The organism is Burkholderia cepacia (assembly GCF_001039005.1).
Taxonomy (GTDB): domain Bacteria; phylum Pseudomonadota; class Gammaproteobacteria; order Burkholderiales; family Burkholderiaceae; genus Burkholderia; species Burkholderia theae.
The window spans coordinates 53,678-77,111 of the sequence record NZ_LDWR01000005.1 but is presented as its reverse complement, the minus strand read 5'-3'; the positions used below and the strand labels follow the sequence as shown (position 1 = coordinate 77,111).

Sequence of the window (23,434 nt, the reverse complement as noted above, 5' to 3'; positions counted from 1 at the left end):
TTGTGGTCATTGCATGAAGGGCCCCCACGACGGCTCACGAACGGAGCCGCCCTGGACGGACAGGATCTGTGGCGGCGCGCTGCCGTCGGAGGGCACTGCAGCCAGAACGTTGCGACCACCCGACTGGGTAGCGTACAGAAGGTACTGGCCGTTTGCCGCGAAGCTCGGCGATTCGTCGTGGTTCGTATTCGTGATGGCGTTCGCCGCGCCGGATTGCAGATCCTGCACATACAGCTTGAAGCCCCCGCCCGTGCGGGAGATGTAGGCAAGCTGCTTGCCGTCCGGGCTCACGCGCGGGCTCGTGTTGTAGCTGCCGGTGAAGGTCACGCGCTGCGCGGCACCGGCGCTTTCGCCCTGTGCGGGCATCCGGTAGATTTGCGGCGCGCCGCCGCGATCGCTCGTGAAGTAGATCCAGCGGCCGTCCGGCGAATAGTACGGCTCGGTGTCGATCGAGCTGCTCTGCGTGAGACGGCGCAGGCCGCCGCCGTTCGCATTGACCGTATAGATTTGCGTATTGCCCGTGAGCGACAGCGCGACGGCGAGCGTGTTGCTGTCCGGCGACCACGCCGGCGCGCTGTTGTTGCCCTTCTGGTCGGAGACGATGTAGCGGTGGCCGGTCGGCAGGTCATGGATGTAGACGATCGGCTTCTTGCGCTCGAACGACACGTACGCGACCTTCGTACCGTTCGGCGACCAGGCCGGCGAGATGATCGGTTCGGCGCTCGTCAATGCGCTAATCGCATTTTGTCCGTCGGAATCGGAGACCTGCAGCTTGTACTTGTTGCCGATCTTGACCACGTACGACAGCCGCGTGGCGAACACGCCACGTGTGCCAAGCAGCTTCTGATAGATGTAGTCGGCGATCTGATGGCCGACCTTGCGCAGCGATCCGTCGTTTGCGGCCACCAGCGTCAGGCCGCCGAGGCTTTGCTGCTTCACGGTGTCGTACAGGATGAAGTTGACCTTGTACTGGCCGCTCGCTTCGCGGTTCACGCTGCCGGCGACGAACGCATTCGCGCCCTTGGCCTTCCATGCGCCAAGATCGACCGAGGCGGTCTCGGGCACGGGCGTGCTGCCCGCGTCGATGTTGGTGAATTTGCCGCTGCGGGCGAGGTCGGAGCGGACGATCGACGTGACCTGCTGTGGCAGGCCTGCCTCATTCGCGAAATTCGCGGTGGCAATGGGGAACTGGGTCGACCCGACACCGGTGATCAGCACGTTGACCTGGGCGTTAGCGGCGCTGCCCGCCGTAATCAGACACGAGGCCACGAGTGCCCTGAAACCTAGCTTTGTCATCAAACTCATGCTTCTTGCTTCCCGTATGGCTTGGATCGCTGCGCAACCGCAGAGAGACAGTAAAAATACCCGATTCGTTCCCGTCTGACAGCGACGCACGGAGTGTAAGCGTATTTCCTTTCACTCCGCCGCCTTGAAGGTAATCGTAATGTCAGACGGGGTACGACCGTTAGAATCGGGCGGCAACGGGACCGACGCGTGGATCGCACTGACCACGGCTTGATCCCACCCCGAATTCCCGCTGGAGCGGGAGACCGATGCGCTCAATACGTCACCGGTCGGCGTGCACCGAATCTTGACGACGGTGGTCAGGCCTGCGCGCTCGCCGGTCCAGACGATGTTCGGCTTGACGCGGCGGCGCACCTTGTCAGCATAGCCGGGCGTGGCGGCATTGCCGCCGGAGCCCGTGCCGGTGCCGCTCTTCGCGAGGCCTTCGCCGCCGCCTTCGCCGGCGCCGGACAGGCCCTGCATCTGCGCGAGACGCGCGCTGCGCTCGCGGTCGAGCTTGGCATTTGCCGCCGCGTTAGCCTTCGCTTCGGCCTTCGCCTTTGCCTGGGCTTCCGCCTTTGCCTTCGCGGCCGCGTCGGACTTGGCCTTCGCCGCCTGTTGCGCCTCGAGCTGTGCCTGCTTCTGCTGCTGAAGTTTCTGCTGTTCGAGCTTCTGCTGCTCGGCGAGCTGCTGTTGCTTGAGCTTGTCGGCCTGCTTCTGCCTGTCGCGTTCCGCGGCCTTCTGCGCGGCGAGCGCGGCAGCCTGCTGTGCCGCGAGCTGCGCGCGCCGGGCGTCGTCTTCCTGCTGGGCCTTCAGTTGCTGCGCGCGGCGCTGCTGCTCGAGCAGCGCTTCGCGCGCGGCCGCTTCCTGCTGCCGCTTCTTCTGCTGCAGCGCGATGTCGGCCTGCTCGTCGCGCACCGGGGGAGGGGGCGGCGCGACCTTCGCGGGCGGCGTCACGACGGGCCGCGGCGCGGCGACGTCGGGCACCTCGGTCCACAGCTCGGCTTCGGCGCCGGCCGGCGTGCTGTTCTGCCACTGCACGCCGTGATAGAGGAACAGCGCGAGCAGCACGTGCATCAGCGCGGCGAGCGCGAACGCGCGCCACGTGCCGCGCTCGCGGGGAGGCTGAGGCGGGTAGCCGGTGCCGCGCGTGGATTGCTGCGGGTTCATTGCGATTTGACGAGGAGACCGACGCGCTTGACGCCGCGCGCCTTCAGATCGGACATCACGGTCATCACCGCATCGTACTGCACGGTCTTGTCGGCCGCGATCACGACCGGCTGGTCCGGATGATCGGCCTGCCGGGCCGAGATGAAGCCGTCGAGCTCGGCCTTCGTCATCGTGTCTTCCTGGGTCGCGCCCGAGTCGCCCTTGTACTTGACGCTCATCGTGCGGTCGGCCTTGATGTTGACGACGACGGGCGGGGTCTGCTCCTGCGGCGCGGCATTGCCGACGGTCGGCAGATTGATGATCGACGGGGCGACGAGCGGTGCGGTGACCATGAAGATCACGAGCAGCACCAGCATCACGTCGATGTACGGCACGACGTTGATGTCGGCCATTGCACGGCGCGAGCGGCCGCCGCGCATGCTGGATCGGATGGGACTTCCTGCCATGGCGCGCTCCTTACTGGGCCTGACGCTGCAGGATGTTCGAGAACTCTTCGATGAAGGTCTCGAAGCGGATCGCGAGGCGGTCGATGTCGTGCGCGTAACGGTTGTACGCGACCACGGCCGGAATCGCGGCGAACAGGCCGATCGCGGTGGCGACGAGCGCCTCGGCGATGCCCGGTGCGACGTTCGCGAGCGTGGCCTGCTGCACGTTCGCGAGGCCGCGGAACGAGTTCATGATCCCCCAGACCGTGCCGAACAGACCGATGTACGGGCTGACCGAGCCGACCGATGCGAGGAATGCGAGGTTTGCTTCGAGCACGTCCATTTCACGCTGGAACGACGCGCGCATCGCGCGGCGTGCACCGTCGAGCACGAGGCCCGGATCGCTGATGCGCTTTTCCTTCCCCTTCAGGAATTCGCGCATCCCCGATTCGAAGATCCGCTCGAGCGCGCCGATCGTGTGGCGGTTGTTGGCCGCGCTCTGGTACAGCGCCTGCAGGTCGCCGCCCGACCAGAAATCCTTCTCGAAGCGTTCGGTCTGCACACGCGCGCGGCGGATCGCAAACCACTTGCGGAAGATGAAGGTCCACGACATCAGCGACAGCAGCAGCAGCAGCCCCATCACGGCCTGGGCCAGCACGCTCGCGTTGAGGACGAGGGAAATGATCGACAGGTCTTGAGAAGTGTTCATAGAGGTTTGAGTAACGTCCCTTCGGGGCGCCCGGTATGCGTGTGGCGCGGCGCGCCGGCCATGCCTGGCGCCGAACCTTGCTTAGTATCGAATCAGGAAGGCAAGTTCATAGGCTTTGTCTAAACGGCGCTCATGCGAGCTTCGTTGACAATACAGTCTGCCCGGCCTCGATGACGGGCCCGCGGTGCAGTGCGTCGAGCACGACCGGCGGGATGGCCGCGGGCCGGATGCCGGTACGGTCGACGCAGCCGAGGCGGATGTGTCCGGCCACGAGCAGCGTGTCGCCACACCAGGCTTCCTGCGTGAATTCCACCGATGCGCGGCCGATGCGTCCGGGCCGGCTCGTGATCGCCAGCGTGTCGTCGAGTCGCGCCGGCGCGCGGTAGTCGAGCGACGTGCTGCGGACGATGAAGATCGCGTCGGTATCGTCGGCGAGCCGGCGCTGGTCGATGCCGCATGCGCGCAACCACTCGGTGCGGGCGCGTTCGAAGAACTTCAGGTAGTTGGCATAGAAGACGATGCCGCCTGCATCGGTATCCTCGTAGTACACGCGCACCGGCCAGGTAAAGCCGGAAGGCGCTTCCGGGGGGCGGGTAGGCTGAGTCATGGCGCGCATTCTACCGGAAGGCGGGAACCGGATTCGTAACGGTTTCGTAACGGAATGTAGTACGACGTAGCACACCGCGGGCCGGCCGGAGGCGGCCGCGGTGTGCCCGGTGTGTCAGCCGCGATGGATCGTGAGGCCGGCCGGCGCCTGGGCGACCGGCATCATCTCGATCGTGTTGATGTTCACGTGCGCCGGGCGCGTCGCGATCCAGTAGATCGTGTCGGCGATGTCCTCGGCCGTGAGTGGCTGGACGTTCTGGTAGACGTTCGCGGCCTTCGTGTCGTCGCCGCGGAAGCGGACGTTGGAGAACTCCGTGCCGCCGCACAGGCCTGGCTCGATGTCGGTGACGCGCAGCGGCGTGCCGAGCAGGTCGGCGCGCAGGTTCAGGCTGAATTGTCGGACGAAAGCCTTGGTCGCGCCGTATACGTTCCCGCCCGGATACGGATAGGTGCCGGCAACCGAACCGAGATTGAAGATGTGGCCGCGGCCGCGCGCGATCATGCCGGGCAGAAGCGCATGCGTGACCGTGACGAGGCCCGTGCAGTTCGTGTCGATCATCGTGTGCCATTCGTCGAGGCTGGCCTTCTGGGCCGGTTCGACGCCGAGCGCGAGGCCGGCGTTGTTGACGAGCACGTCGAGCGCCGCGAATTCGGCGGGAAGGGTAGCCGGCACGGCTTCGACGGCTGCGCGGTCGCGCACGTCGAGCTCGAACGGCAGAAGGGAATCGCCGAGTTCGGCGGCGAGCGCGTCGAGACGATCCTTGCGACGCGCGGTCGCGACGACGCGGTGGCCTCCGTTGACGAAGGCACGGGCGATGGCGGCGCCGAAGCCGGCGGACGCGCCTGTGACGAACACGATCATTGCTGCTCCTGGTCGGTGACAAAGTAGCGGGTGGTATCCCGCAAGCCTACTGAGATTGCCGCACCGCGGCAAGGCGCCAAAGCGTTTCGGCACGGGCGCGTAGAGTCTGGCCCCAATTGCCTGAGGCGCACTGCCGTGCGGTTGCCTATTCATGACGCATCCAATACACTAACGCGCTCATCACCCCTGCGTGACTGGCGATAGAACCCTTCGGGTTCAAGGTGGAGCATCCCACCGTGAAGCGCGGGGCGCCGTTTTTGCCGTTCGCCTGGGCAGCCGTTGTGCGCCGTTGCGTGCATCGCCGGTGGCTGTCCTGCCTCGCGTCATACGGATTCTTCCGCCACGTCGAGCTGGTCCCGCCAGCAACGCACTGTCCTCGGCCACTCCGGTCAACCTGTACACACTTAACGGAAACCGTATGTTTGACAGAGCCCAAAGCACCATCGCGAACGTCGATCCCGAAGTCTTCGCAGCGATCGAACAGGAAAACCGCCGCCAGGAAGATCACATCGAGCTGATCGCGTCGGAAAACTACACGAGCCCGGCCGTGATGGCCGCGCAGGGCTCGCAGCTCACGAACAAGTACGCGGAAGGTTATCCGGGCAAGCGCTACTACGGCGGTTGCGAGTATGTCGACGTGGTCGAGCAACTGGCGATCGAGCGCGTGAAGCAGCTGTTCGGTGCGGAAGCCGCGAACGTGCAGCCGAACTCGGGTTCGCAGGCGAACCAGGGCGTGTTCTTCGCGATGCTCAAGCCGGGCGACACGATCATGGGCATGAGCCTCGCGCACGGTGGTCACCTGACGCACGGCTCGCCGGTGAACATGTCGGGCAAGTGGTTCAACGTGGTGAGCTACGGCCTGAACGAGAACGAAGACATCGACTACGAAGCGGCCGAGAAGCTTGCGCAGGAACACAAGCCGAAGCTGATCGTCGCGGGCGCATCGGCGTTCTCGCTGAAGATCGATTTCGAGCGTCTGGCGAAGATCGCGAAGTCGGTGGGCGCATACCTGATGGTCGACATGGCGCACTACGCGGGTCTGATCGCGGCGGGCGTGTATCCGAACCCGGTGCCGCACGCGGATTTCGTGACGACGACGACGCACAAGAGCCTGCGCGGCCCGCGCGGCGGCGTGATCCTGATGAAGGCCGAGTACGAGAAGCCGATCAACTCGGCGATCTTCCCGGGCATCCAGGGCGGCCCGCTGATGCACGTGATCGCGGCGAAGGCGGTGGCATTCAAGGAAGCGCTGTCGCCGGAGTTCAAGGCCTACCAGGAGAAGGTGGTCGAGAACGCACGCGTGCTGGCTGAAACGCTGGTGAAGCGCGGGCTGCGGATCGTGTCGGGCCGCACCGAAAGCCACGTGATGCTGGTGGACCTGCGTGCGAAGAACATCACGGGCAAGGCAGCGGAAGCGGCGCTGGGCGCGGCACACATCACGGTGAACAAGAATGCGATCCCGAACGATCCGGAAAAGCCGTTCGTGACGAGCGGCGTGCGCCTGGGTTCGCCGGCGATGACGACGCGCGGTTTCGGTCCGGCGGAAGCGGAGAAGGTGGGCAACCTGATCGCCGACGTGCTGGAGAACCCGGAAGATGCAGCGACGATCGAGCGCGTGCGCGCGCAGGTCGCCGAGCTGACCCAGCGTTTCCCGGTCTATCGCTGATCGATGCGCTGCCCGTTCTGCCGGCATGACGACACGCAGGTCGTAGACTCGCGCGTGTCCGAGGATGGCGCCGCGATTCGCCGGCGCCGTCGCTGCTCGGCTTGCGACAAGCGCTTCACGACGTACGAGCGGGTTGAGCTGTCCCTGCCGTTCGTCGTGAAGAAGGACGGCAGCCGCACGGAATTCGACCGTCGCAAGATCGTCGCCAGCATGCAACTCGCGCTGCGCAAGCGGCCGGTTGCTGCCGACGCGATCGACGCGGCGGTCGCCCGTATCGAATATCAACTGCTCGCGACAGGCGAGCGTGAGGTGCGTAGCGAGAAGCTCGGCGAACTCGTGATGAACGAGTTGCGTGGCCTCGATACGATCGCCTATGTCCGCTTCGCATCGGTATATCGCCGGTTCGAGGACGTTTCCGAATTTGCCGACGTGATCGAAGAGTTCCGTCGCGCTTCTCCCGCCAAGACACCGCGTAAGCGCTGACGCGCCGCGTCCGTTCATCGTCTTCTCCGTTGGTTCAGTTCGCGTCGATTGTGTCGGCCGCGATCGCATGTCGCCAGTCGGCCGTTCGGCAAATGGCGTGCGTCCGCACGCGTCGCTACAGTCGTCGCATCACCTTGACGGAAGGCGACTGCGATGGGACTTCACTGTCACCCCTTGAAAAACGTGGTGCGACGCTCGGGCGGGTTCACGCTCGTTGAACTGATGGTCGCCATCTCGCTGGCGGCCGGGCTCGCGCTCCATGCGGCGCCCGCGTTCGACCAGTGGCGCATGCGTGAACGCGTGGATGCGCGCTCCCGCGCACTGCTCGGGGCGCTGTCGTTTGCGCGGTCCGAAGCGACGCGTCTCGGCGTGCGCGTCACGCTGTGCCGGGCCGGGAGTGACGGCGCCTGTCTGCGTGCCGGTGAGCGGTGCGATCCGGCCGAATGGTCGTGCGACTGGATCGTCAGCGGGCAGTTCGACGGGCAGTCGCGCGTTCTGCGGCGCTATCCGCGCGATGCCGAAGTGGCCGTCGCGGGCGCAGCGCACGATCTGGCTTTCGCGCCGCCGGTCGGTCAGGCGGTCGGCGGAATCCGGCGCTTCGAATTGCATCCGCGGCGCGGCCCGTCCGGGGCCGACGACGCGCGCGTATCGCGTTGCGTGCGGATCGCGGCTGGCGGCCGGGCGCGTGTCGCCGCCGGCCGTTGCGACGCGGCGTGATCGCCATGCGCAACGCCATGCACGGCACGTCGCTGATCGAGGCGATGCTGGCCATCGCGCTGCTCGCGACCGTGATGCTGGCGGTGGCAGGCAGCCAGCTCGCGATGGCGCGTGCACAACGCGCGACGATCTGGCGCGAGCGCGCGCTGTGGCTGGCCGATGCGCGCATTGAGCTATCGCACGCAGCAGCGGGGGGCGACGCCGGTCTCACGGCACTGGCGGCTGCGTCGTTGCCCGGCGGCGCGATGACGCTCGATGAAGGCTCCGACGGTGTGCGTTACGCGGTGGTCGGCTGGCGCGGCGGCAATACGGCCGCGTCGCCGCGATGCGAAACCGCTGGCGTGTCGGCGCAGCCGCCGTCGTGCGTCCGGATTCCGTTTCGGGAGGCTGCCGCCGATGCAGGTTGATCGCCGCATGCGTGCCCATACGCTGCTCGAAGTGCTGATTGCGATGACCGTCGGTCTCCTCGTGCTCGCTGCGGCCGGTGCGCTGTACCACGCGCAACGCGTTGCGCAGCGGCGCGCGGAAGACGGGTTCCGGATGCGCGATGCGGCCGGCACCGCGCTGATGCTGATCGGTCAGCAGATCCAGATGGCGGGATTCAGGCCGCTCGATGCCGAAGGGGCGTCGTCGTTGCCGCCGGTGTTCGGTTGTTCGATGGCGCGCGTGCGGGGCGATGGCGTGCAGGTGCGGTGCGAGCCCGTGCGCGCTTCGTCGGACGGGTTGCTGATCCGGTATGTCGGCGATGCCGTATCGACATGGCCGACCGTGAGCGGCCAGGTGTCGGACTGCCTCGGGCAGGGGGTCGGCGTGTCCGGCGAACGGTCGCCGGTCGAGAACCGCTTCGATGCGCATGTCAGCCCGTCGACGGGCGAACCCGAACTGTATTGCGAAGGAAGCGGCCGCCCGGGCACGTCACAGCCCGTCGTGTCAGGAATCGATCAGTTGCGCGTGCGCTACCTGCGACGCGGCGGCATGCCGTTCGTCGATGCCGATGCGTTGCGTATCGACGACTGGCGCGACGTCGTGGCCGTGCATGTCTGCGTGCGTGCGCGCGGTGAACCGATGCGCGCGCCCGTTCGCCACGTCGACTGCGACGGTCGCGCCGCCGTTGCACCGGACAACCGCGCACGATTGACGCTTGATCGCATCGTCGCGTTGAGGAATTCCGCGATCGCATTCAACGACACGTTGAGCGACGCAACGCGCGCAAGTGAGGTGTTGCGATGAGCGGAGCAGGACATCACGAGCGGGAGGTATCGCGATGCGTTGCGGCAGGCAACACGCATCGGCTCATCGCGGCGAACGGCGACGAACCTCCGCAGGCTGCCTGCACGGAAACCCCGACGACGCGCCGGTGCGAGCCGCGCATACGCGTGCGGTCAGTCGGTCGCGACTGGCGTCGCGACGCAGGGCTTGCATTGCCGGCAGTGATCGCGGTCGGTGCGGCCGTCGCGGCGCTGACAGGCACGTGGTTCGAGTCCGCGCTGACGGAAGCGCGCCGCACGCGTGCGTTGTCGGATCGGCTGATCGCATTCCATGCGGCCGATGCCGCGCTTGCTGCGTGCACCGCGCGATTGCTGCGCGGCTCGGCGCCGTACATGAGCGAACGCGAATCGCACGCGGAGCCCGACGCGTGGCGGCGCATGCCGGCGCTGGCGGCCAGCGAAGCGTTCGCGCCGTTCGCTGGATGGCCGATGGCCGCGCAGCCGCCGCGATGCCTGATCGAGGCATGGCGCGGGGCAGGGCCGGCCGGTGGCCGCGCTTACCTCATCACCGCACGTGGCGTCGGCGCGCATGCGTCGAGCGCCGTCTGGCTGCAGCATCAGGTCGCGATACGCGACGGGCGCATCGTCGCGCTACGCTGGCGTCGTGTCGCGACGGTGCTTCGATGAGCGGCCGCACGTTCGTGTACCGATCGGCGGGATTCACGCTGATCGAGCTGATGATCGTGCTCGCGATCGTCGCGGTGCTGGTCGGCTGGGGCATCCCGTCGTATCGCGAGCATGTCGTGCGCGTTCATCGCGCGTCGGCGGTGTCCGCGCTGTACCGGGCGGCCCACTATCTCGAAACGCTGGATGGCGCTCCGCCTGCGGCATTGCCGGACGCGCTCGCGCAGGCGCCGCCGGATGGGCGGGCCGTCTATCGATTGACGCTCGGGCAGCCGGACGGCGACGACTCGCCGGTGAGCTATGAACTGGAAGCAAGCCCGCTCGACACGGGCCCGATGCACGATGATGCCTGCGGCGCATTCACGTTGCGCTCGGACGGAACGAAGGGCAATGTACGGAGCGATGGCGCGGACGAACAGCGCGCTGCTTGCTGGGGTGTGCGTTGAATTCGCAAGAAAGGCGCGCAACGGCGCATGGCCGTGCGCGCGTGTTGCCGCGTGTCAGTCGTCGTGCGCGTCGAGCCCGCGCTCGTCGCGGGACTGCTTCCAGATCCGGTAGACCTCCCATGCGGCGAAGCCGAGTGTGCCCCACTTCAGCGCGGGGCCCGCGCTCGCGCGCAGCAGCGAACGAACGGGTTTCGCCAGCACGAGCGACGCGAGCGAACTCAGCATCGGATACTGGTTGACGAGGTTGCCGAGGCTCGCGTTCAGGTTTTTCGCGGACTGGCCGAACTTGTTGCTGGACAGGCCGGGGACGAACACCTTGAGCCAGCTGAAGCGCGTGACGGCCTGGCGCATTTCGCCGGCAGCCTCCGCGAGTTCGAGCCGCTCGACTTCGGATCGCAGAATCAGCAGTTCCTTGCGGAGCGCGCGGTGCTGCGACGCGCTCCAGTTCGATCGCGACGAATGGGAGCGGGGTGAATTGCCCGTAACGTTCTGGCTCATGGCGCGTCGGCGAAGTAGGTGGGAAGGGTGAGCGCGATTGCGTTCACGGCTTGCCGCGGAACAGTTCGCGGTCTTTGTCGAGTTCGGCGAGCGTCGCCTCGAACACGGTCGGCGCATCGCGCAGGCTTGAGCGCGCCTTCAGCGCGCACGCGATGCCGCCCGCCGCATACAGCGCGGTGATCGCCGCGAGCGACTGCCAGCGATAGGTGTCCCAGAACGCGATCGCGACGAGCACGGTCAGGCTGATGAGCGCCATCGTCGCGAGCATCATCGCGGCGAGCCCGAGGAACAGCACGCCCATCAGGCGTTCCTTCTCCTCGGCGAGCTCGATGCCCACCAGTTCGAGGCGCGTCTGCAGAAGTCCGATCACGGAGCCGACGAGGCGGCGCAGCGGTCCTTGGCCGGACGGCTGCGAAGTAGTGTCTGTCGTCATGGATGAGATGCTTGCGCGTGCAATGAGCAGCTAGGACAAAGCCGGCCGGCGGCAACCGCCGGGCGGCTTCGACGCCCGTGGCCCGCGCGACGCGGCCCACGGGACGGAACGGCGCAGAGTGCGTTACTTGCGGTTGATCAGCAGACCGACCAGCACGCCGACGCCGGCGGCGACGCCGATCGACGTCCACGGATGCTCGTGCACGTAGTCGTCGGTCGCGCGAGCGGCCTTCTTGCCTTTCTCGACCACGACGACCTGGACGTCGGCTGCCTTGTCCTTGGCCTGCTTCAGGCGCGACATGGCCTTCTCGCGCAGTTCGGCTGCACGGTCGCCGGTGCTGCTGGCGGCTTGCTTGAGCAGGTCTTCGGCGTCCGCGAGAACGGTTTTGATATCCGACATCAGTTTCTCCTTGTTGATTTCCGACATTGCAACTCCCATCGTGCTGTCATGCTGCAGGTTCACATCGTAGCGAAACGACTGCCTGCTGGCGAGCCGGGAAGACGCACGGCGGCGGTGCAAGACTGCATGGTAAACGACTTGTAATCATGAACAGAGCGGCAAACGGGGTGAAAAGTTTCCTCCGCGGCCGGCTGTCCTGCAGCAGCACCGGGTAAAAATGACAAAAAAGTATGAATATCAAACGGAATAATCGTTCGCACGGCCCATTGCTTCCCGTAAGCTGACAGACTGCCCCGCGCCGACCCGGCGCGCGGTTTCAACCAGCATCGTTCGAGGAGGGAACATCATGAGTCTGCGTCTTGGCGACATCGCACCGGATTTCGAGCAGGAATCGAGCCTGGGCCCCATCAAGTTTCACGAGTGGCTCGGCGACGGCTGGGGCGTCCTGTTCTCCCATCCGGCCGACTACACGCCGGTGTGCACGACCGAACTCGGCCTGACCTCGAAGCTGAAGGGCGAATTCGAGAAACGCAATGTGAAGGTGATCGCGCTGTCGGTCGACGGCGTCGAGTCGCACAAGGGCTGGATCAACGACATCAACGAAACGCAGTCGACGGTCGTCGGCTTTCCGATCATCGCCGATGCGGACCGCAAGGTTTCGCAGCTGTACGACATGATCCACCCGAACGCGAACGAGACGCTGACGGTGCGCTCGCTGTTCGTGATCGACCCGAACAAGAAGGTGCGCCTCACCATCACCTATCCGGCCAGCACGGGGCGCAACTTCGACGAAGTACTACGCGTGATCGACTCGCTGCAACTGACCGACAACTACAAGGTCGCGACGCCCGGCAACTGGAAGGACGGCGACGACGTCGTGATCGTGCCGTCGCTGCAGGATCCGGAAGAGCTGAAGAAGCGTTTCCCGAAGGGCTTCAACGCGGTGCGTCCGTATCTGCGCCTGACGCCGCAGCCGAACAAGTAAGCATCGGCGGCGCGTGAGCGCGGGTCCGGGCCGGCGGCCCGGACCTGCGAATCCGATGAAAAACGGCCCGCCCGGCAGTCATGCCGGGCGGGCCGTATCTTTTTGCGCGTACGCGGCAGCGCTGCCGGGCACGCCGCATCCGGACGATCAGAAGAATGCCTGGATGCCGGTCTGCGCGCGGCCGAGGATCAGCGCGTGGATGTCGTGCGTGCCTTCGTACGTGTTGACCACTTCGAGGTTCACGAGGTGGCGCGCGACGCCGAATTCGTCCGAGATGCCGTTGCCGCCGAGCATGTCACGTGCGAGCCGCGCGATGTCGAGCGACTTGCCGCACGAATTGCGCTTCATGATCGACGTGATCTCGACCGCCGCGGTGCCTTCATCCTTCATCCGGCCGAGACGCAGCACGCCTTGCAGGCCGAGCGTGATTTCGGTCTGCATGTCGGCGAGCTTCTTCTGGATCAGCTGGTTCGCGGCGAGCGGCCGGCCGAACTGCTGGCGGTCGAGCACGTACTGGCGCGCGGTGTGCCAGCAGGACTCGGCGGCGCCGAGCGCGCCCCACGCGATCCCGTAGCGGGCCGAGTTCAGGCACGTGAACGGGCCGCGCAGGCCGCTCACGTTCGGCATCAGGTTCTCTTCGGGTACGAACACCTCGTCGAGGACGATCTCGCCGGTGATCGACGCGCGCAGCCCGACCTTGCCGTGGATCGCGGGCGCCGACAGGCCCTTCCAGCCCTTCTCGAGGATGAAGCCGCGAATCGCGTCCTTGCCGTTCTCTCCCAGCTTCGCCCACACGACGAACACGTCGGCGATCGGCGAGTTCGTGATCCACATCTTCGTGCCGGACAACGCGTAGCCGCCGGGCACCTTCTTCGCGCGCGTGACCATGCTGCCCGGATCGGAGCCGTGGTTCGGCTCGGTCAGCCCGAAGCAGCCGATCCATTCGCCGGTCGCGAGCTTCGGCAGGTATTTCTGCTTCTGCGCGTCCGAGCCGAATTCGTAGATCGGCACCATCACGAGCGACGACTGCACGGACATCATCGACCGATAGCCCGAATCGACGCGCTCGACTTCGCGGGCGATCAGCCCGTAGCTCACGTAATTGAGGCCGGGGCCGCCGTATTGCTCCGGAATCGTCGGGCCGAGCAGGCCGATTTCGCCCATCTCGCGGAAGATCGCTGCGTCGGTGCGTTCGTGGCGGAACGCTTCGGTGACGCGCGGCGCGAGCTTGTCCTGCGCGTAGGCCTGCGCGGCATCGCGCACCATCCGCTCTTCCTCGGTCAGCTGCTGGTCGAGCAGCAGCGGATCGTCCCAATGAAAAGTTGCAGCGCTCATCGTGTCATCTCCTGTGGGCCCTGCGGGTTTGGGGGCGGGCCTCGTACCTAAAGTTCGCTTGACTGAAGTTCCGCTGTGCGGAACAATGTTTTGCAAATCGAACCCAGTGTAGCATCAGATGACACTTTCAACCATCGACGAAACCATGATCGACGAACGCAAGTTCGTCGTCGCGCTCGCGCGCGGGCTCGACCTGCTGCGCGCATTCCGGCCCGGCGAGGCGATGCTCGGCAATCGCGATTTCGCGGAGCGCACGGGGCTGCCGAAAGCGACGGTGAACCGGCTCGCCTATACGCTGACCGTGCTCGGCTACCTGCGCTACGACGAGACGCTCGGAAAGTATGCGCTCGACGCCGGCGTGCTGTCGCTCGGCTACGCGCTGCTGTCGGGCTCGGGGACGATCGACCTCGCGCGGCCGCACATGCAGGCGCTCGCGCGCGAGATCGGTGCGGCGGTGTCGCTCGGCTGCCGCGACGGGCTCGACATGATCTATCTGGAGACGATCCGCAGCGAGACCGCGCTGACGCTCGGGCTCGCGCCCGGCTCGCGGCTGTCGATGCTGACGAGCTCGATGGGGCGCGCGTACCTGGCCGTGCAGCCGGAGGACGTGCGCCGCGCGCTCTATGCGGAACTGCACCGCGCGGCGGGCGGCGCGGCCGATGCCGATGCGCTCGTCGCCGCCGCGCAGCAGGCGGTGGCCGAGTTCTCGGCGGGTGGTTGCTGCTATTCGTTCCGCGCGTGGCACATGGACGTGAACGCGGCGGCCGTGCCGTTTCGCGAGCCGCGCGAGGGGCGCTGGCTGATCCTGAGCTGCAGCGGCCCCGCGTCGTCGATGGACGAAGTCGCGTTCCGCTCGCAGGTCGGGCCGAAGCTGAAGGCGCTCGCGCAGCGGCTCGGGCAGACGGCCTGAGCCCGGCGGGGCACGGCAACCGGTCGGTCGCCGGTGTCGGCGGGAACGAGCGAGGGCGGCAGCGCCGCATTCAGGCCGGACCGGCTGTTCCCCGCCTCCAATAACGAACCGGCCGGCGTCGACTATCTCGTCGCGCCGGCCGGATTCCACAAGCAGTATTCGCCGATTCAGGCATCCGGCGCACCGCTTCCCGCGCGCGCCGGCCACTTCCCTCCGTTCAGGCCGTCACGACCTTCGCGAACACGGGCCCCTGCATGAACCGCACGTCGTGCTGGCGCAGCAGCTCGCACTGCATCTCGTCGACGACGCCGTCGAAGATCAGCGGAATCCGCACGCGCTGCGCATACGCGACCAGCGCCTTGACCATCCCGTCGCGTAACGCGATGCCCGCATCCATCTTGATGTAGTCGGGCCGTGCCATGTCCGATTCGACCGCGAGGATGCGGCCCGGATCGGGCAGCTTGTCCGCGACCTTGAAGCCGTGATGCTGGTAGCTGCGCGTCAGGTAGCCGAGGAAGGTCTTGTGCGCGACCGCGACCGCCGGCAGCTCGATCACGACCCGCTCGGTCGGCAGCCCGAAGCGCTGCAGCACCGACGAGAAATGCTTGCCGTGGTCGTATTTCACGCTCTTGAGCAGCCGCTCGTGCACGCGCAGGAACAGCAGCCCGTGGCGCTGCGCGCCGAAGAAGTTGATCGCGTGCAGTGTGCGCGACAGGCGGTCGATCGCGACGAGCGTCTGGTCGTCGACGGCCGAGTCCACCGGATCGTGCGGCGCACCCGTGACGAGCGTGACGGCCTGGAAGCCGAGTTCGTCGCCGTAGCGCTCGATCGTATCGGCGAACGACGTCGATTGCGGCGCGCCGGGCATCGTCACGTCGTAGATCGGTTCGTAGGCGCTGCCGAGCGTGCGCTCGGGCAGATTCGCGCCCGCGGTGCCGCCTTCGGCGAGCGTGAGGTGATCCCGCAGATACGGCAGTTGCCCGGCACGGGCGACCAGCTCGGGAATGGTGGGCGGAATCATCGGCGTAAGAAGGAAAACGGCGGCCGAACGGGCCGCCTCGTATCTCGATATTAGCAGCGCGCGCCACGCTCGGCTTGGCGTTTCGCTCATAAGGTTATCCCGTTTTGGGGCCGAGACCTCGGGTTTACGTTGATTTCACTATTCGTAATTGGTTTTACTATTCGTAAATCCAGGATTTGTCGCCGATCAAGAAATGCGGCATTCGGGCGCTGCGGAACGGCGCCGTTCGCGAATCAACAGGAAGCAAGGAGCGAGACGTGGCGGTTGACAGGAAATGCGCACCGGACGGCGGGCCGGCGCACCGGCAGATGATGGGCGGGACGACGGGTGCGCCGGTGTGCGCGCGGCAGTGTTGAGGAGCGAATGGCGACCATGAGCATCGATTACCAGACGCTGAAGTTCGAGTACCGCGCGCGCGGGCATGACGCGGCCGTGCACCCGGTGATCGTCGTCGGCGCGGGCCCGGTGGGCCTGTCGGCCGCGATCGACCTCGCGCAGCAGGGCGTGCCCGTTGTGCTGCTCGACGACGACGACACGTTGTCGACCGGCTCGCGCGCGATCTGCTTCGCGAAGCGCACGCTCGAGATCTTCGACCGGCTCGGCTGCGGCGAGCGCTTCGTCGACAAGGGCGTGAGCTGGCACGTCGGCAAGGTGTTCCTGCAGGACGAGCAGTTGTACGCATTCGACCTGCTGCCCGAGGAAGGGCACGCGCGTCCCGCGTTCATCAACCTGCAGCAGTACTACGTCGAAGGCTATCTGGCCGATCGCGCGTTCGAGCTGCCGAACATCGACATCCGCTGGAAGCACAAGGTGACGGGCGTCGAGCAAGCGGCCGAGCACGCGGTGCTGACGATCGAGACGCCGGAAGGCGTCGCGACGCTGCGCGCGCAGTACGTGATCGCGGCCGACGGCTCGCGCAGCCCGATGCGCGCGATGATGGGCCTCGAAAGCCACGGCCGCACGTTCAAGGACCGCTTCCTGATCGCCGACGTGAAGATGAAGGCGGAGTTTCCGACCGAACGCTGGTTCTGGTTCGATCCGCCGTTCCACCGCAACCAGTCGGTGCTGCTGCACCGCCAGCCCGACAACGTGTGGCGCATCGACTTCCAGCTCGGCTGGGACGCGGATCCGGTCGCGGAGAAGCAGCCGGAGCGCGTGATCCCGCGCGTGCGCGCGCTGCTCGGGCCGGACGTCGAGTTCGAGCTCGAATGGGTGAGCGTCTATACGTTCCGCTGCCAGCGGATGGACACGTTCCGTCACGGCCGCGTGCTGTTCGCGGGCGATTCCGCGCATGGCGTGTCGCCGTTCGGCGCGCGCGGCGCGAACAGCGGCGTGCAGGACGCGGACAACCTCGGATGGAAGCTGAAGCTCGTGCTCGACGGCCGTTCGGCCGACCGCCTGCTCGATACGTACGCCAGCGAGCGCGAGTTCGCGGCCGACGAGAACATCCGCAACTCGACGCGCTCGACCGACTTCATCACGCCGAAGAGCTCGGTGTCGCGCGTGTTCCGCGACGCGACGCTGAAGCTCGCGCGCGACTGCGAGTTCGCGCGCAAGCTCGTGAACAGCGGCCGCCTGTCGGTGCCGGCGGTGCTCGCGGATTCGCCGCTGAACACGCCGGACCGTGACGGCGACGCGTTCGCGGGCACGATGCGGCCGGGCGCGGCGGCGGCCGATGCGCCGGTGCGCGCGCAGGGGGCGTCGGGCTGGTTGCTGCAACACTTGGGCGGCGGTTTCACGGGCGTGCTGTTCGGGTTGCCGGGCGATGCGGCCGCGTTCGCGCAGGCCGTCGACGGCCTCGCGCTGCCGGTACGGCCCGTGCTCGTCGTGCCGGCCGGGCACGCGCAGCCGGTGGCCGGCGTCGACGTCGTGGAGGACGTCGACGGTTTCGCCGCGCAACGCTATGACGCGAAGCCCGGCACGTTCTACCTGCTGCGTCCCGACCAGCATGTCTGCGCGCGGACGCGCACGCTCGACCGTCAGGCGATCGCCGACGCACTGGCGCGCGCGACCTGCGCACGCTGAATACGATAACGACACCGGAGACCCCGTCATGCCCCCACTCGATACCCGTCCGCGCCTGGCCGATCCGGACGCGTTCTACGAAGCGCTGATCGACATGCATCGCGACCTGTCCGACAGCGACAGCCAGCTCGTCAACGCGAAGCTGATCCTGCTGCTTGCGAACCAGATCGGCGACGCCGACGTGCTGCGCGAAGCGATGGCGCTCGCGCGGCAGGGCGTGACGCCGCCCGCGCATCCGGCCGCCGAGGTGGCGCAATGAGCGCGGCGCCGGCCGACGCGCGCGTGCTCGAAGTCGAGCGCGTGATCGACGAGACCCATCGCCCGGGTTTTCACTGGATGCTGCTGGTGCTGTGCGGGCTGTGCCTCGTGATCGACGGTTTCGATGCGCAGGCGATGGGCTATGTCGCGCCGAGCGTGATCGCCGAATGGGGCGTGCCGAAGCAGGCGCTCGGCCCGGTGTTCAGCGCGAGCCTGTTCGGGATGCTGCTCGGCGCGCTCGGGCTGTCCGTGCTGGCCGACCGGATCGGGCGGCGCCCGGTGCTGATCGGCTCGACGCTGTTCTTCGCGGTGACGATGCTCGCGACGCCGTTCGCGGGCTCGATCCCGGTGCTGATGGCGCTGCGCTTCGTCACGGGCCTCGGCCTCGGCTGCATCATGCCGAACGCGATGGCGCTGGTCGGCGAGTTCAGCCCGGCCGCGCATCGCGTGAAGCGGATGATGATCGTGTCGTGCGGCTTTACGCTCGGCGCTGCGATCGGCGGTTTCATCAGCGCGGCGCTGATCCCGGCGCTCGGCTGGCGTGCGGTGTTCTTCGTCGGCGGTGCGGTGCCGCTCGTGCTCACGATCGCGATGGTCACGCGGCTGCCCGAGTCGCTGCAGTTCCTGGTGCTGAAAGGGCGCGACGCGCAGGCGCGCGACTGGCTCGCGCGCTTCGCGCCGCAGGTCGGCATCGATGCGAACACGCGGCTCGTCGTGCGCGAGCGCGCCGTGACCGGCGCACCGGTCGCCGAGCTGTTCCGCCACGGCCGCCTGCCGGTCACGCTGCTGCTGTGGGCGATCAGCTTCATGAACCTGATCGATCTGTACTTCCTGTCGAACTGGCTGCCGACCGTGATGCGCGACGCAGGCTATTCGCAGGGCACCGCGGTGATCGTCGGCACGGTGCTGCAGACGGGCGGCGTGATCGGCACGCTGTCGCTCGGCTGGTTCATCGAACGCTACGGCTTCGTGCGCGTGCTGTTCGCGTGCTTCGCGTGCGCGGCCGTGTCGGTGGGGCTGATCGGCTCGGTCGCGCATGCGCTGCCGTGGCTGCTGGTCGTCGTGTTCGCGGGCGGGTTCTGCGTGGTCGGCGGGCAGCCGGCCGTGAACGCGCTCGCGGGCCAGTATTACCCGACGTCGCTGCGCTCGACGGGCATCGGCTGGAGCCTCGGCATCGGGCGGATCGGCTCGGTGCTCGGGCCGCTCGTCGGCGGGCAACTGATTGCGCTCAACTGGACCAACGGCGCGCTGTTCCATGCGGCCGCGGTGCCCGTGCTGTGCTCGGCGCTGTTCGTCCTGGGCCTGGCGGGCGTAACGCGGCGCAACGGCGTGCAGGCGCCGAACGCCGCCATGAATTGATGGAGAAAGGAAACGATGACGCTTGACCTGTCGAAACCGGCAACCGCCGGCTACCTGAGCGGTTTCGCGAACGAATTCGCGACCGAGGCACTGCCCGGCGCGCTGCCGCACGGCCGCAACTCGCCGCAGCGCGCGCCGTACGGGCTGTATGCGGAGCAGCTGTCGGGCTCTGCGTTTACCGCGCCGCGCGGCCACAACCGCCGCTCGTGGCTGTACCGCATCCGCCCGGCGGCGGTGCACCGGCCGTTCGAACCGTTCGCGGGCCCGCAGCGGCTCGTGTCGGAATTCGGCGACTCGGCCGACGTGCCGCCGACGCCGCCGAACCAGTTGCGCTGGGATCCGCTGCCGATGCCGGTCGAGCCGACCGATTTCGTCGAGGGGCTGGTGACGATGGCCGGCAACGGCTCGGCGGCCGCGATGAACGGCTGCGCGATTCACCTGTACGCGGCGAACCGCTCGATGCAGGACCGCTTCTTCTACAGCGCGGACGGCGAACTGCTGATCGTTCCGCAGCAAGGGCGCCTGTTCATCGCGACCGAATTCGGCCGGCTCGACGTCGAGCCGTTCGAGATCGCGGTGATCCCGCGCGGCGTGCGCTTTTCCGTCGCGCTGCCGGACGGCGACGCGCGCGGCTACATCTGCGAAAACTTCGGCGCGCAGCTGCGCCTGCCGGATCTCGGCCCGATCGGCTCGAACGGTCTCGCGAACCCGCGCGACTTCCTGACGCCGCAGGCCGCATACGAGGACCGCGAAGGCGCGTTCGAGCTGATCGCGAAGCTGAACGGGCGCCTGTGGCGCGCGGACATCGGCCATTCGCCGCTCGACGTCGTCGCGTGGCACGGCAACTACGCGCCGTACAAATACGACCTGCGCCTGTTCAACACGATCGGCTCGATCAGCTTCGACCATCCCGATCCGTCGATCTTCCTGGTGCTGCAGTCGCAGAGCGACACGCCGGGCGTCGACACGATCGACTTCGTGATCTTCCCGCCGCGCTGGCTCGCGGCCGAGGATACGTTCCGCCCGCCCTGGTTCCACCGCAACGTCGCGAGCGAGTTCATGGGGCTCGTGCACGGCGCATACGACGCGAAGGCCGAAGGCTTCGTGCCGGGCGGCGCGAGCCTGCACAACTGCATGTCGGGCCACGGGCCCGACGCGGACACGTTCGAGAAGGCGTCCGCGAGTGACACGACGAAGCCGCACAAGGTCGACGCGACGATGGCGTTCATGTTCGAGACCCGCACGCTGATCCGGCCGACGCGTTACGCGCTCGACACCGCGCAGCTGCAGGCGGATTACTTCGAATGCTGGCAAGGCATCAAGAAACACTTCAACCCGGAGCAACGATGAGCGATACCCAAGACTGGCGCGCGACGCTCGACCCGGCCCGCAAGAGCTGGGTCGACACGGCGAACGATCCCGCCTGCGATTTCCCGATCCAGAACCTGCCGTTCGGGATCTTCAGCGATACGAAGCAGGCGGCGCGCCGTGCGGGCGTCGCGCTCGGCGACCAGATCGTCGATCTCGCGGCGCTCGCGCGCGCGGGCCTCGTGACGTTGCCGGCCGGCACCGATGCGTTCGCCGCGCCGACGCTCAACGCGTTCATCGCGCTCGGCCGCGATGCATGGCGCAGCGTGCGCGTGCAACTGTCAGACCTGTTCTCGCGCGATAACTCACGGCTGCGCGATGTCGCGGCGCTGCGCGCGCAAGTGCTGGTCGCACAGCGCGACGCGACGCTGCATCTGCCGGTCGAGATTCCCGGCTACACCGATTTCTATTCGTCGAAGGAGCACGCGACCAACGTCGGCTCGATGTTCCGCGATCCGAAGAATGCGCTGCTGCCGAACTGGTCGGAGATGCCGATCGGCTACAACGGCCGCGCGTCGTCGGTGGTCGTGAGCGGCACGCCGGTGCGGCGCCCGAACGGGCAACTGAAGCTGCCCGACCAGGAGCGCCCGGTGTTCGGCGCGTGCCGCAAGCTCGACATCGAACTGGAGACGGGCTTCATCGTCGGCCGGGGTAACGCGCTCGGCGAGCCGATCGCATGTGAGGACGCGGAAGCGCATATCTTCGGGATGGTGCTGCTGAACGACTGGAGCGCGCGCGACATTCAGCAGTGGGAATACGTGCCGCTCGGCCCGTTCAACGCGAAGACCTTCGCGACGACGATCTCGCCGTGGATCGTCACGCTCGACGCGCTCGAACCGTTCCGCACCGCGCAGCCCGAGCAGGCGCCGCAGCCGCTTGCGTATCTGCAGCACGCGGGCAAGCATGCGTTCGACATCGCGCTCGAAGTGACGCTGCGCGCCGAAGGCGACGCCGAAGCCACGTCGATCTGCCGCACCAACTTCAAGCACATGTACTGGACGATGGCGCAGCAGCTTGCGCATCACACGGTCGCGGGCTGCAACACGCGGGTCGGCGACCTGATGGGTTCGGGCACGATCAGCGGGCCGACGAAGGATTCGTTCGGCAGCCTGCTCGAACTGACGTGGAACGGCAAGGAACCGATCGGGCTGAACGGCGGCGGCAGCCGCGCGTTCATCGAGGATGGCGATGAGCTGACGCTCGCCGGATGGTGCCAGGGCGACGGTTATCGCGTCGGCTTCGGCACGTGCGCCGGCAAGATCCTGCCGGCGCGGAGCGCATAACGCGGCAGACGTCGCGCGCGATACGGAAGGTCCGGACGGCTCGCGTTGCGCGGGCCGTCGCTATTTTGCGGGCCGGTGTCAGACCGCGCGTTGCAACGCGACGCGGCGCTCCCACAGCGCGGCCGCGACGAACGCCGCGACGCAGACGACCAGCACGCCGACCAGCGCGTTGCTGCCTACTTGCTCCATCAACGCGCCCGCGACCAGCGGGCCGCCGAAGCTCGCGGCGCTCCACGATGCCGACACGAGCGAGCTCGCGGTGACGAGCGCCGCGCCGCGGAAGCGTTCGCCGCACGCGACGAGCGACAGCGTGTAGATGCTGCCGGCCGCCGCGCCGAGCACGAACAGCAGTGGCCAGCACAGCCACGGATTCGCGATGACGAACGGCAGCAGCGGCAGGCCGGCCAGCACGATCCAGCCCGCGCCGAGGTGCACGCGTTCGCGGCCGAGCTTGTCCGCGAGCCAGCCGATCGGGAACTGCATCGCGGTATCGCCGAACAGCATGATCGACGCGAGCAGCACGGCGGTGGCGCTCGCGACGCCGTGATCCATCGCGTAGAGCGGCAGCAGCGACAGCGCGAGCGTATCGAACAGCGCGAAGAACCCGGTGCCGATGATCAGCGCGGGCATGCGCGGCAGCACCGCGAGCCAGTGGTCGTGTTCCGCGTGACGCGCATCGTCGCCGGCGAGCGGCGCGCGCCGGATCGTCGCGAGCGTCGGCAGCGCGAGCAGGAACAGCGCGCCGCACAGCGCGAAGCGGATGCTTGTCGCGCCCGCGATCTGGCTCACGAGCACCGGGCCCGCCATCTGGAACAGCGTGAAATTGGTTGCGTAGATCGCGACGACGCGGCCGCGCGTCGAATCGTCGGCAAGCTGGTTGACCCACGCCTCGCCGATCGTGAACAGCAGCATCAGCGCGGCGCCGCACAGCACGCGCAGCACGCCCCACAGGATCAGGTTCGACGTGAACTGCATCAGCGCGGTGGCCGCGGCGAGCAGCACGACCGACACGACGATCGCGCGGCGCGAGCCGATGCGCCGTGCGAGCGCGGTGACGAACGGGACGATCGCGAGGCCGCCGAGCGCCTGCGCGGCCGTCAGCATGCCGACGACGTTGGTGCCGTGTCCGGCTTCGGTCAGCGCGAGCGCGGTGAGCGGCAGCGTGGCGCCGGTTCCGAGGCCGACGACCGCGACGCTCAGGATCAACGCGAGGAAATCACGATTGAGAATGGCTTTCATCGGCGGGGATGCTACACCGCGGACCTTGAAAGGTCCATGAAGGCCGTCAGCATCGAATGGG

At 67.3% G+C, this 23,434-nt stretch carries 26 protein-coding genes and 1 riboswitch; of the genes, 14 read left to right on the top strand and 12 right to left on the bottom strand.

The genetic code is table 11. From position 1 onward, the window contains the following. Nucleotides 1-6 precede the first annotated feature (6 nt). The 6 genes from tolB to VL15_RS02200 form a co-directional block, all read right to left on the bottom strand. Nucleotides 7-1,305 carry a Tol-Pal system beta propeller repeat protein TolB gene (gene tolB, locus VL15_RS02225; protein ID WP_048242888.1) on the bottom strand — a complete coding sequence of 433 codons (1,299 nt, stop codon included), beginning with the start codon at nt 1,303-1,305 and terminating at the stop codon, nt 7-9. A gap of 111 nt (nt 1,306-1,416) precedes the next feature. Beyond that, nucleotides 1,417-2,454, bottom strand: coding sequence for a cell envelope integrity protein TolA (gene tolA / locus VL15_RS02220; RefSeq protein WP_048242887.1), 1,038 nt, complete (start codon nt 2,452-2,454; stop codon nt 1,417-1,419). Next, the gene (gene tolR / locus VL15_RS02215) at nt 2,451-2,900 is read right to left on the bottom strand and encodes a protein TolR (protein ID WP_034182823.1); all 450 of its coding nucleotides are present in this window, start codon (nt 2,898-2,900) and stop codon (nt 2,451-2,453) included. Before tolR ends, tolA begins: the two co-directional genes overlap by 4 nt. 10 nt (nt 2,901-2,910) lie before the next feature. Continuing rightward, nucleotides 2,911-3,588 (bottom strand): protein TolQ, encoded by a 678-nt coding sequence (tolQ, locus tag VL15_RS02210; RefSeq protein ID WP_048242886.1) that lies wholly within the window; start codon nt 3,586-3,588, stop codon nt 2,911-2,913. 130 nt (nt 3,589-3,718) lie between these two features. Beyond that, the gene (ybgC, locus tag VL15_RS02205; RefSeq protein WP_048242885.1) at nt 3,719-4,204 is read right to left on the bottom strand and encodes a tol-pal system-associated acyl-CoA thioesterase; all 486 of its coding nucleotides are present in this window, start codon (nt 4,202-4,204) and stop codon (nt 3,719-3,721) included. Between the two features lie 105 nt (nt 4,205-4,309). Next, on the bottom strand, nt 4,310-5,056 hold the full coding sequence (locus tag VL15_RS02200; protein WP_048242884.1) for an SDR family oxidoreductase: 747 nt from the start codon (nt 5,054-5,056) through the stop codon (nt 4,310-4,312). A gap of 180 nt (nt 5,057-5,236) precedes the next feature. Beyond that, nucleotides 5,237-5,337, top strand: a riboswitch (ZMP/ZTP riboswitch). Between the two features lie 137 nt (nt 5,338-5,474). On the opposite strand from VL15_RS02200, the gene glyA reads away from it, so the two are divergent. From glyA to VL15_RS02165, 7 genes are all read left to right on the top strand, one after another. Next, on the top strand, nt 5,475-6,722 hold the full coding sequence (gene glyA / locus VL15_RS02195) for a serine hydroxymethyltransferase (RefSeq protein WP_048242883.1): 1,248 nt from the start codon (nt 5,475-5,477) through the stop codon (nt 6,720-6,722). A 3-nt stretch (nt 6,723-6,725) separates the two neighbouring features. Further along, nucleotides 6,726-7,205, top strand: coding sequence for a transcriptional regulator NrdR (nrdR, locus tag VL15_RS02190; protein WP_006476792.1), 480 nt, complete (start codon nt 6,726-6,728; stop codon nt 7,203-7,205). Between the two features lie 153 nt (nt 7,206-7,358). After that, complete coding sequence (locus VL15_RS02185; protein WP_048242882.1) at nt 7,359-7,922, top strand: GspH/FimT family pseudopilin; 564 nt, start codon at nt 7,359-7,361, stop codon at nt 7,920-7,922. 5 nt (nt 7,923-7,927) lie between these two features. After that, on the top strand, nt 7,928-8,329 hold the full coding sequence (locus VL15_RS02180; RefSeq protein WP_080970684.1) for a type IV pilus modification PilV family protein: 402 nt from the start codon (nt 7,928-7,930) through the stop codon (nt 8,327-8,329). Further along, nucleotides 8,319-9,152, top strand: a complete 834-nt coding sequence (locus tag VL15_RS02175) for a type IV pilus assembly protein (RefSeq protein ID WP_048242881.1) — start codon at nt 8,319-8,321, stop codon at nt 9,150-9,152. Before VL15_RS02180 ends, VL15_RS02175 begins: the two co-directional genes overlap by 11 nt. 146 nt (nt 9,153-9,298) lie before the next feature. After that, on the top strand, nt 9,299-9,817 hold the full coding sequence (locus VL15_RS02170; protein WP_196319534.1) for a pilus assembly protein: 519 nt from the start codon (nt 9,299-9,301) through the stop codon (nt 9,815-9,817). Beyond that, nucleotides 9,814-10,260, top strand: coding sequence for a type IV pilin protein (locus tag VL15_RS02165; RefSeq protein WP_048242880.1), 447 nt, complete (start codon nt 9,814-9,816; stop codon nt 10,258-10,260). The genes VL15_RS02170 and VL15_RS02165 overlap by 4 nt, the downstream gene beginning before the upstream one ends. A gap of 54 nt (nt 10,261-10,314) precedes the next feature. On the opposite strand, the gene VL15_RS02160 is transcribed toward VL15_RS02165, so the two are convergent. The 3 genes from VL15_RS02160 to VL15_RS02150 form a co-directional block, all read right to left on the bottom strand. Further along, on the bottom strand, nt 10,315-10,758 hold the full coding sequence (locus tag VL15_RS02160) for a DUF3318 domain-containing protein (RefSeq protein ID WP_048242879.1): 444 nt from the start codon (nt 10,756-10,758) through the stop codon (nt 10,315-10,317). A gap of 43 nt (nt 10,759-10,801) precedes the next feature. Continuing rightward, nucleotides 10,802-11,191 (bottom strand): phage holin family protein, encoded by a 390-nt coding sequence (locus VL15_RS02155; RefSeq protein WP_048242878.1) that lies wholly within the window; start codon nt 11,189-11,191, stop codon nt 10,802-10,804. 123 nt (nt 11,192-11,314) lie between these two features. After that, entirely contained in the window at nt 11,315-11,617 is a 303-nt protein-coding gene (locus VL15_RS02150) for a DUF883 family protein (RefSeq protein WP_048242877.1), read from the bottom strand. Between the two features lie 319 nt (nt 11,618-11,936). Here VL15_RS02150 and VL15_RS02145 point away from each other — a divergent pair, with 319 nt between their 5' ends. Continuing rightward, nucleotides 11,937-12,575, top strand: a complete 639-nt coding sequence (locus tag VL15_RS02145) for a peroxiredoxin (protein WP_011351087.1) — start codon at nt 11,937-11,939, stop codon at nt 12,573-12,575. Nucleotides 12,576-12,722: 147 nt separating this feature from the next. Here the strand turns inward: VL15_RS02145 and VL15_RS02140 are convergent, their stop codons facing one another. Continuing rightward, nucleotides 12,723-13,910, bottom strand: a complete 1,188-nt coding sequence (locus VL15_RS02140) for an acyl-CoA dehydrogenase (RefSeq protein ID WP_048242876.1) — start codon at nt 13,908-13,910, stop codon at nt 12,723-12,725. 118 nt (nt 13,911-14,028) lie between these two features. On the opposite strand from VL15_RS02140, the gene VL15_RS02135 reads away from it, so the two are divergent. Then, the gene (locus tag VL15_RS02135) at nt 14,029-14,820 is read left to right on the top strand and encodes an IclR family transcriptional regulator (protein ID WP_048242875.1); all 792 of its coding nucleotides are present in this window, start codon (nt 14,029-14,031) and stop codon (nt 14,818-14,820) included. 217 nt (nt 14,821-15,037) lie between these two features. Here VL15_RS02135 and VL15_RS02130 read toward each other — a convergent pair whose 3' ends face one another. Next, complete coding sequence (locus VL15_RS02130) at nt 15,038-15,841, bottom strand: EAL domain-containing protein (protein ID WP_048242874.1); 804 nt, start codon at nt 15,839-15,841, stop codon at nt 15,038-15,040. 363 nt (nt 15,842-16,204) lie between these two features. Between VL15_RS02130 and VL15_RS02125 the strand changes: the two genes are divergently transcribed. The 5 genes from VL15_RS02125 to fahA are packed head-to-tail and all read left to right on the top strand — an operon-like array spanning nt 16,205 to nt 22,134. Then, nucleotides 16,205-17,866 carry an FAD-dependent oxidoreductase gene (locus VL15_RS02125; RefSeq protein WP_048242873.1) on the top strand — a complete coding sequence of 554 codons (1,662 nt, stop codon included), beginning with the start codon at nt 16,205-16,207 and terminating at the stop codon, nt 17,864-17,866. Nucleotides 17,867-17,894: 28 nt separating this feature from the next. Further along, nucleotides 17,895-18,125 carry a DUF2783 domain-containing protein gene (locus VL15_RS02120; RefSeq protein ID WP_048242872.1) on the top strand — a complete coding sequence of 77 codons (231 nt, stop codon included), beginning with the start codon at nt 17,895-17,897 and terminating at the stop codon, nt 18,123-18,125. Further along, nucleotides 18,122-19,483: an MFS transporter gene (locus tag VL15_RS02115; protein ID WP_048242871.1), complete on the top strand. Its 1,362-nt coding sequence runs from the start codon at nt 18,122-18,124 to the stop codon at nt 19,481-19,483. Before VL15_RS02120 ends, VL15_RS02115 begins: the two co-directional genes overlap by 4 nt. 15 nt (nt 19,484-19,498) lie before the next feature. Next, nucleotides 19,499-20,833, top strand: a complete 1,335-nt coding sequence (gene hmgA / locus VL15_RS02110) for a homogentisate 1,2-dioxygenase (protein WP_048242870.1) — start codon at nt 19,499-19,501, stop codon at nt 20,831-20,833. Beyond that, the gene (gene fahA, locus VL15_RS02105) at nt 20,830-22,134 is read left to right on the top strand and encodes a fumarylacetoacetase (protein ID WP_048242869.1); all 1,305 of its coding nucleotides are present in this window, start codon (nt 20,830-20,832) and stop codon (nt 22,132-22,134) included. Before hmgA ends, fahA begins: the two co-directional genes overlap by 4 nt. Before the next feature lie 78 nt (nt 22,135-22,212). On the opposite strand, the gene VL15_RS02100 is transcribed toward fahA, so the two are convergent. Next, nucleotides 22,213-23,373 carry an MFS transporter gene (locus tag VL15_RS02100; RefSeq protein ID WP_048242868.1) on the bottom strand — a complete coding sequence of 387 codons (1,161 nt, stop codon included), beginning with the start codon at nt 23,371-23,373 and terminating at the stop codon, nt 22,213-22,215. Nucleotides 23,374-23,434 lie beyond the last annotated feature (61 nt).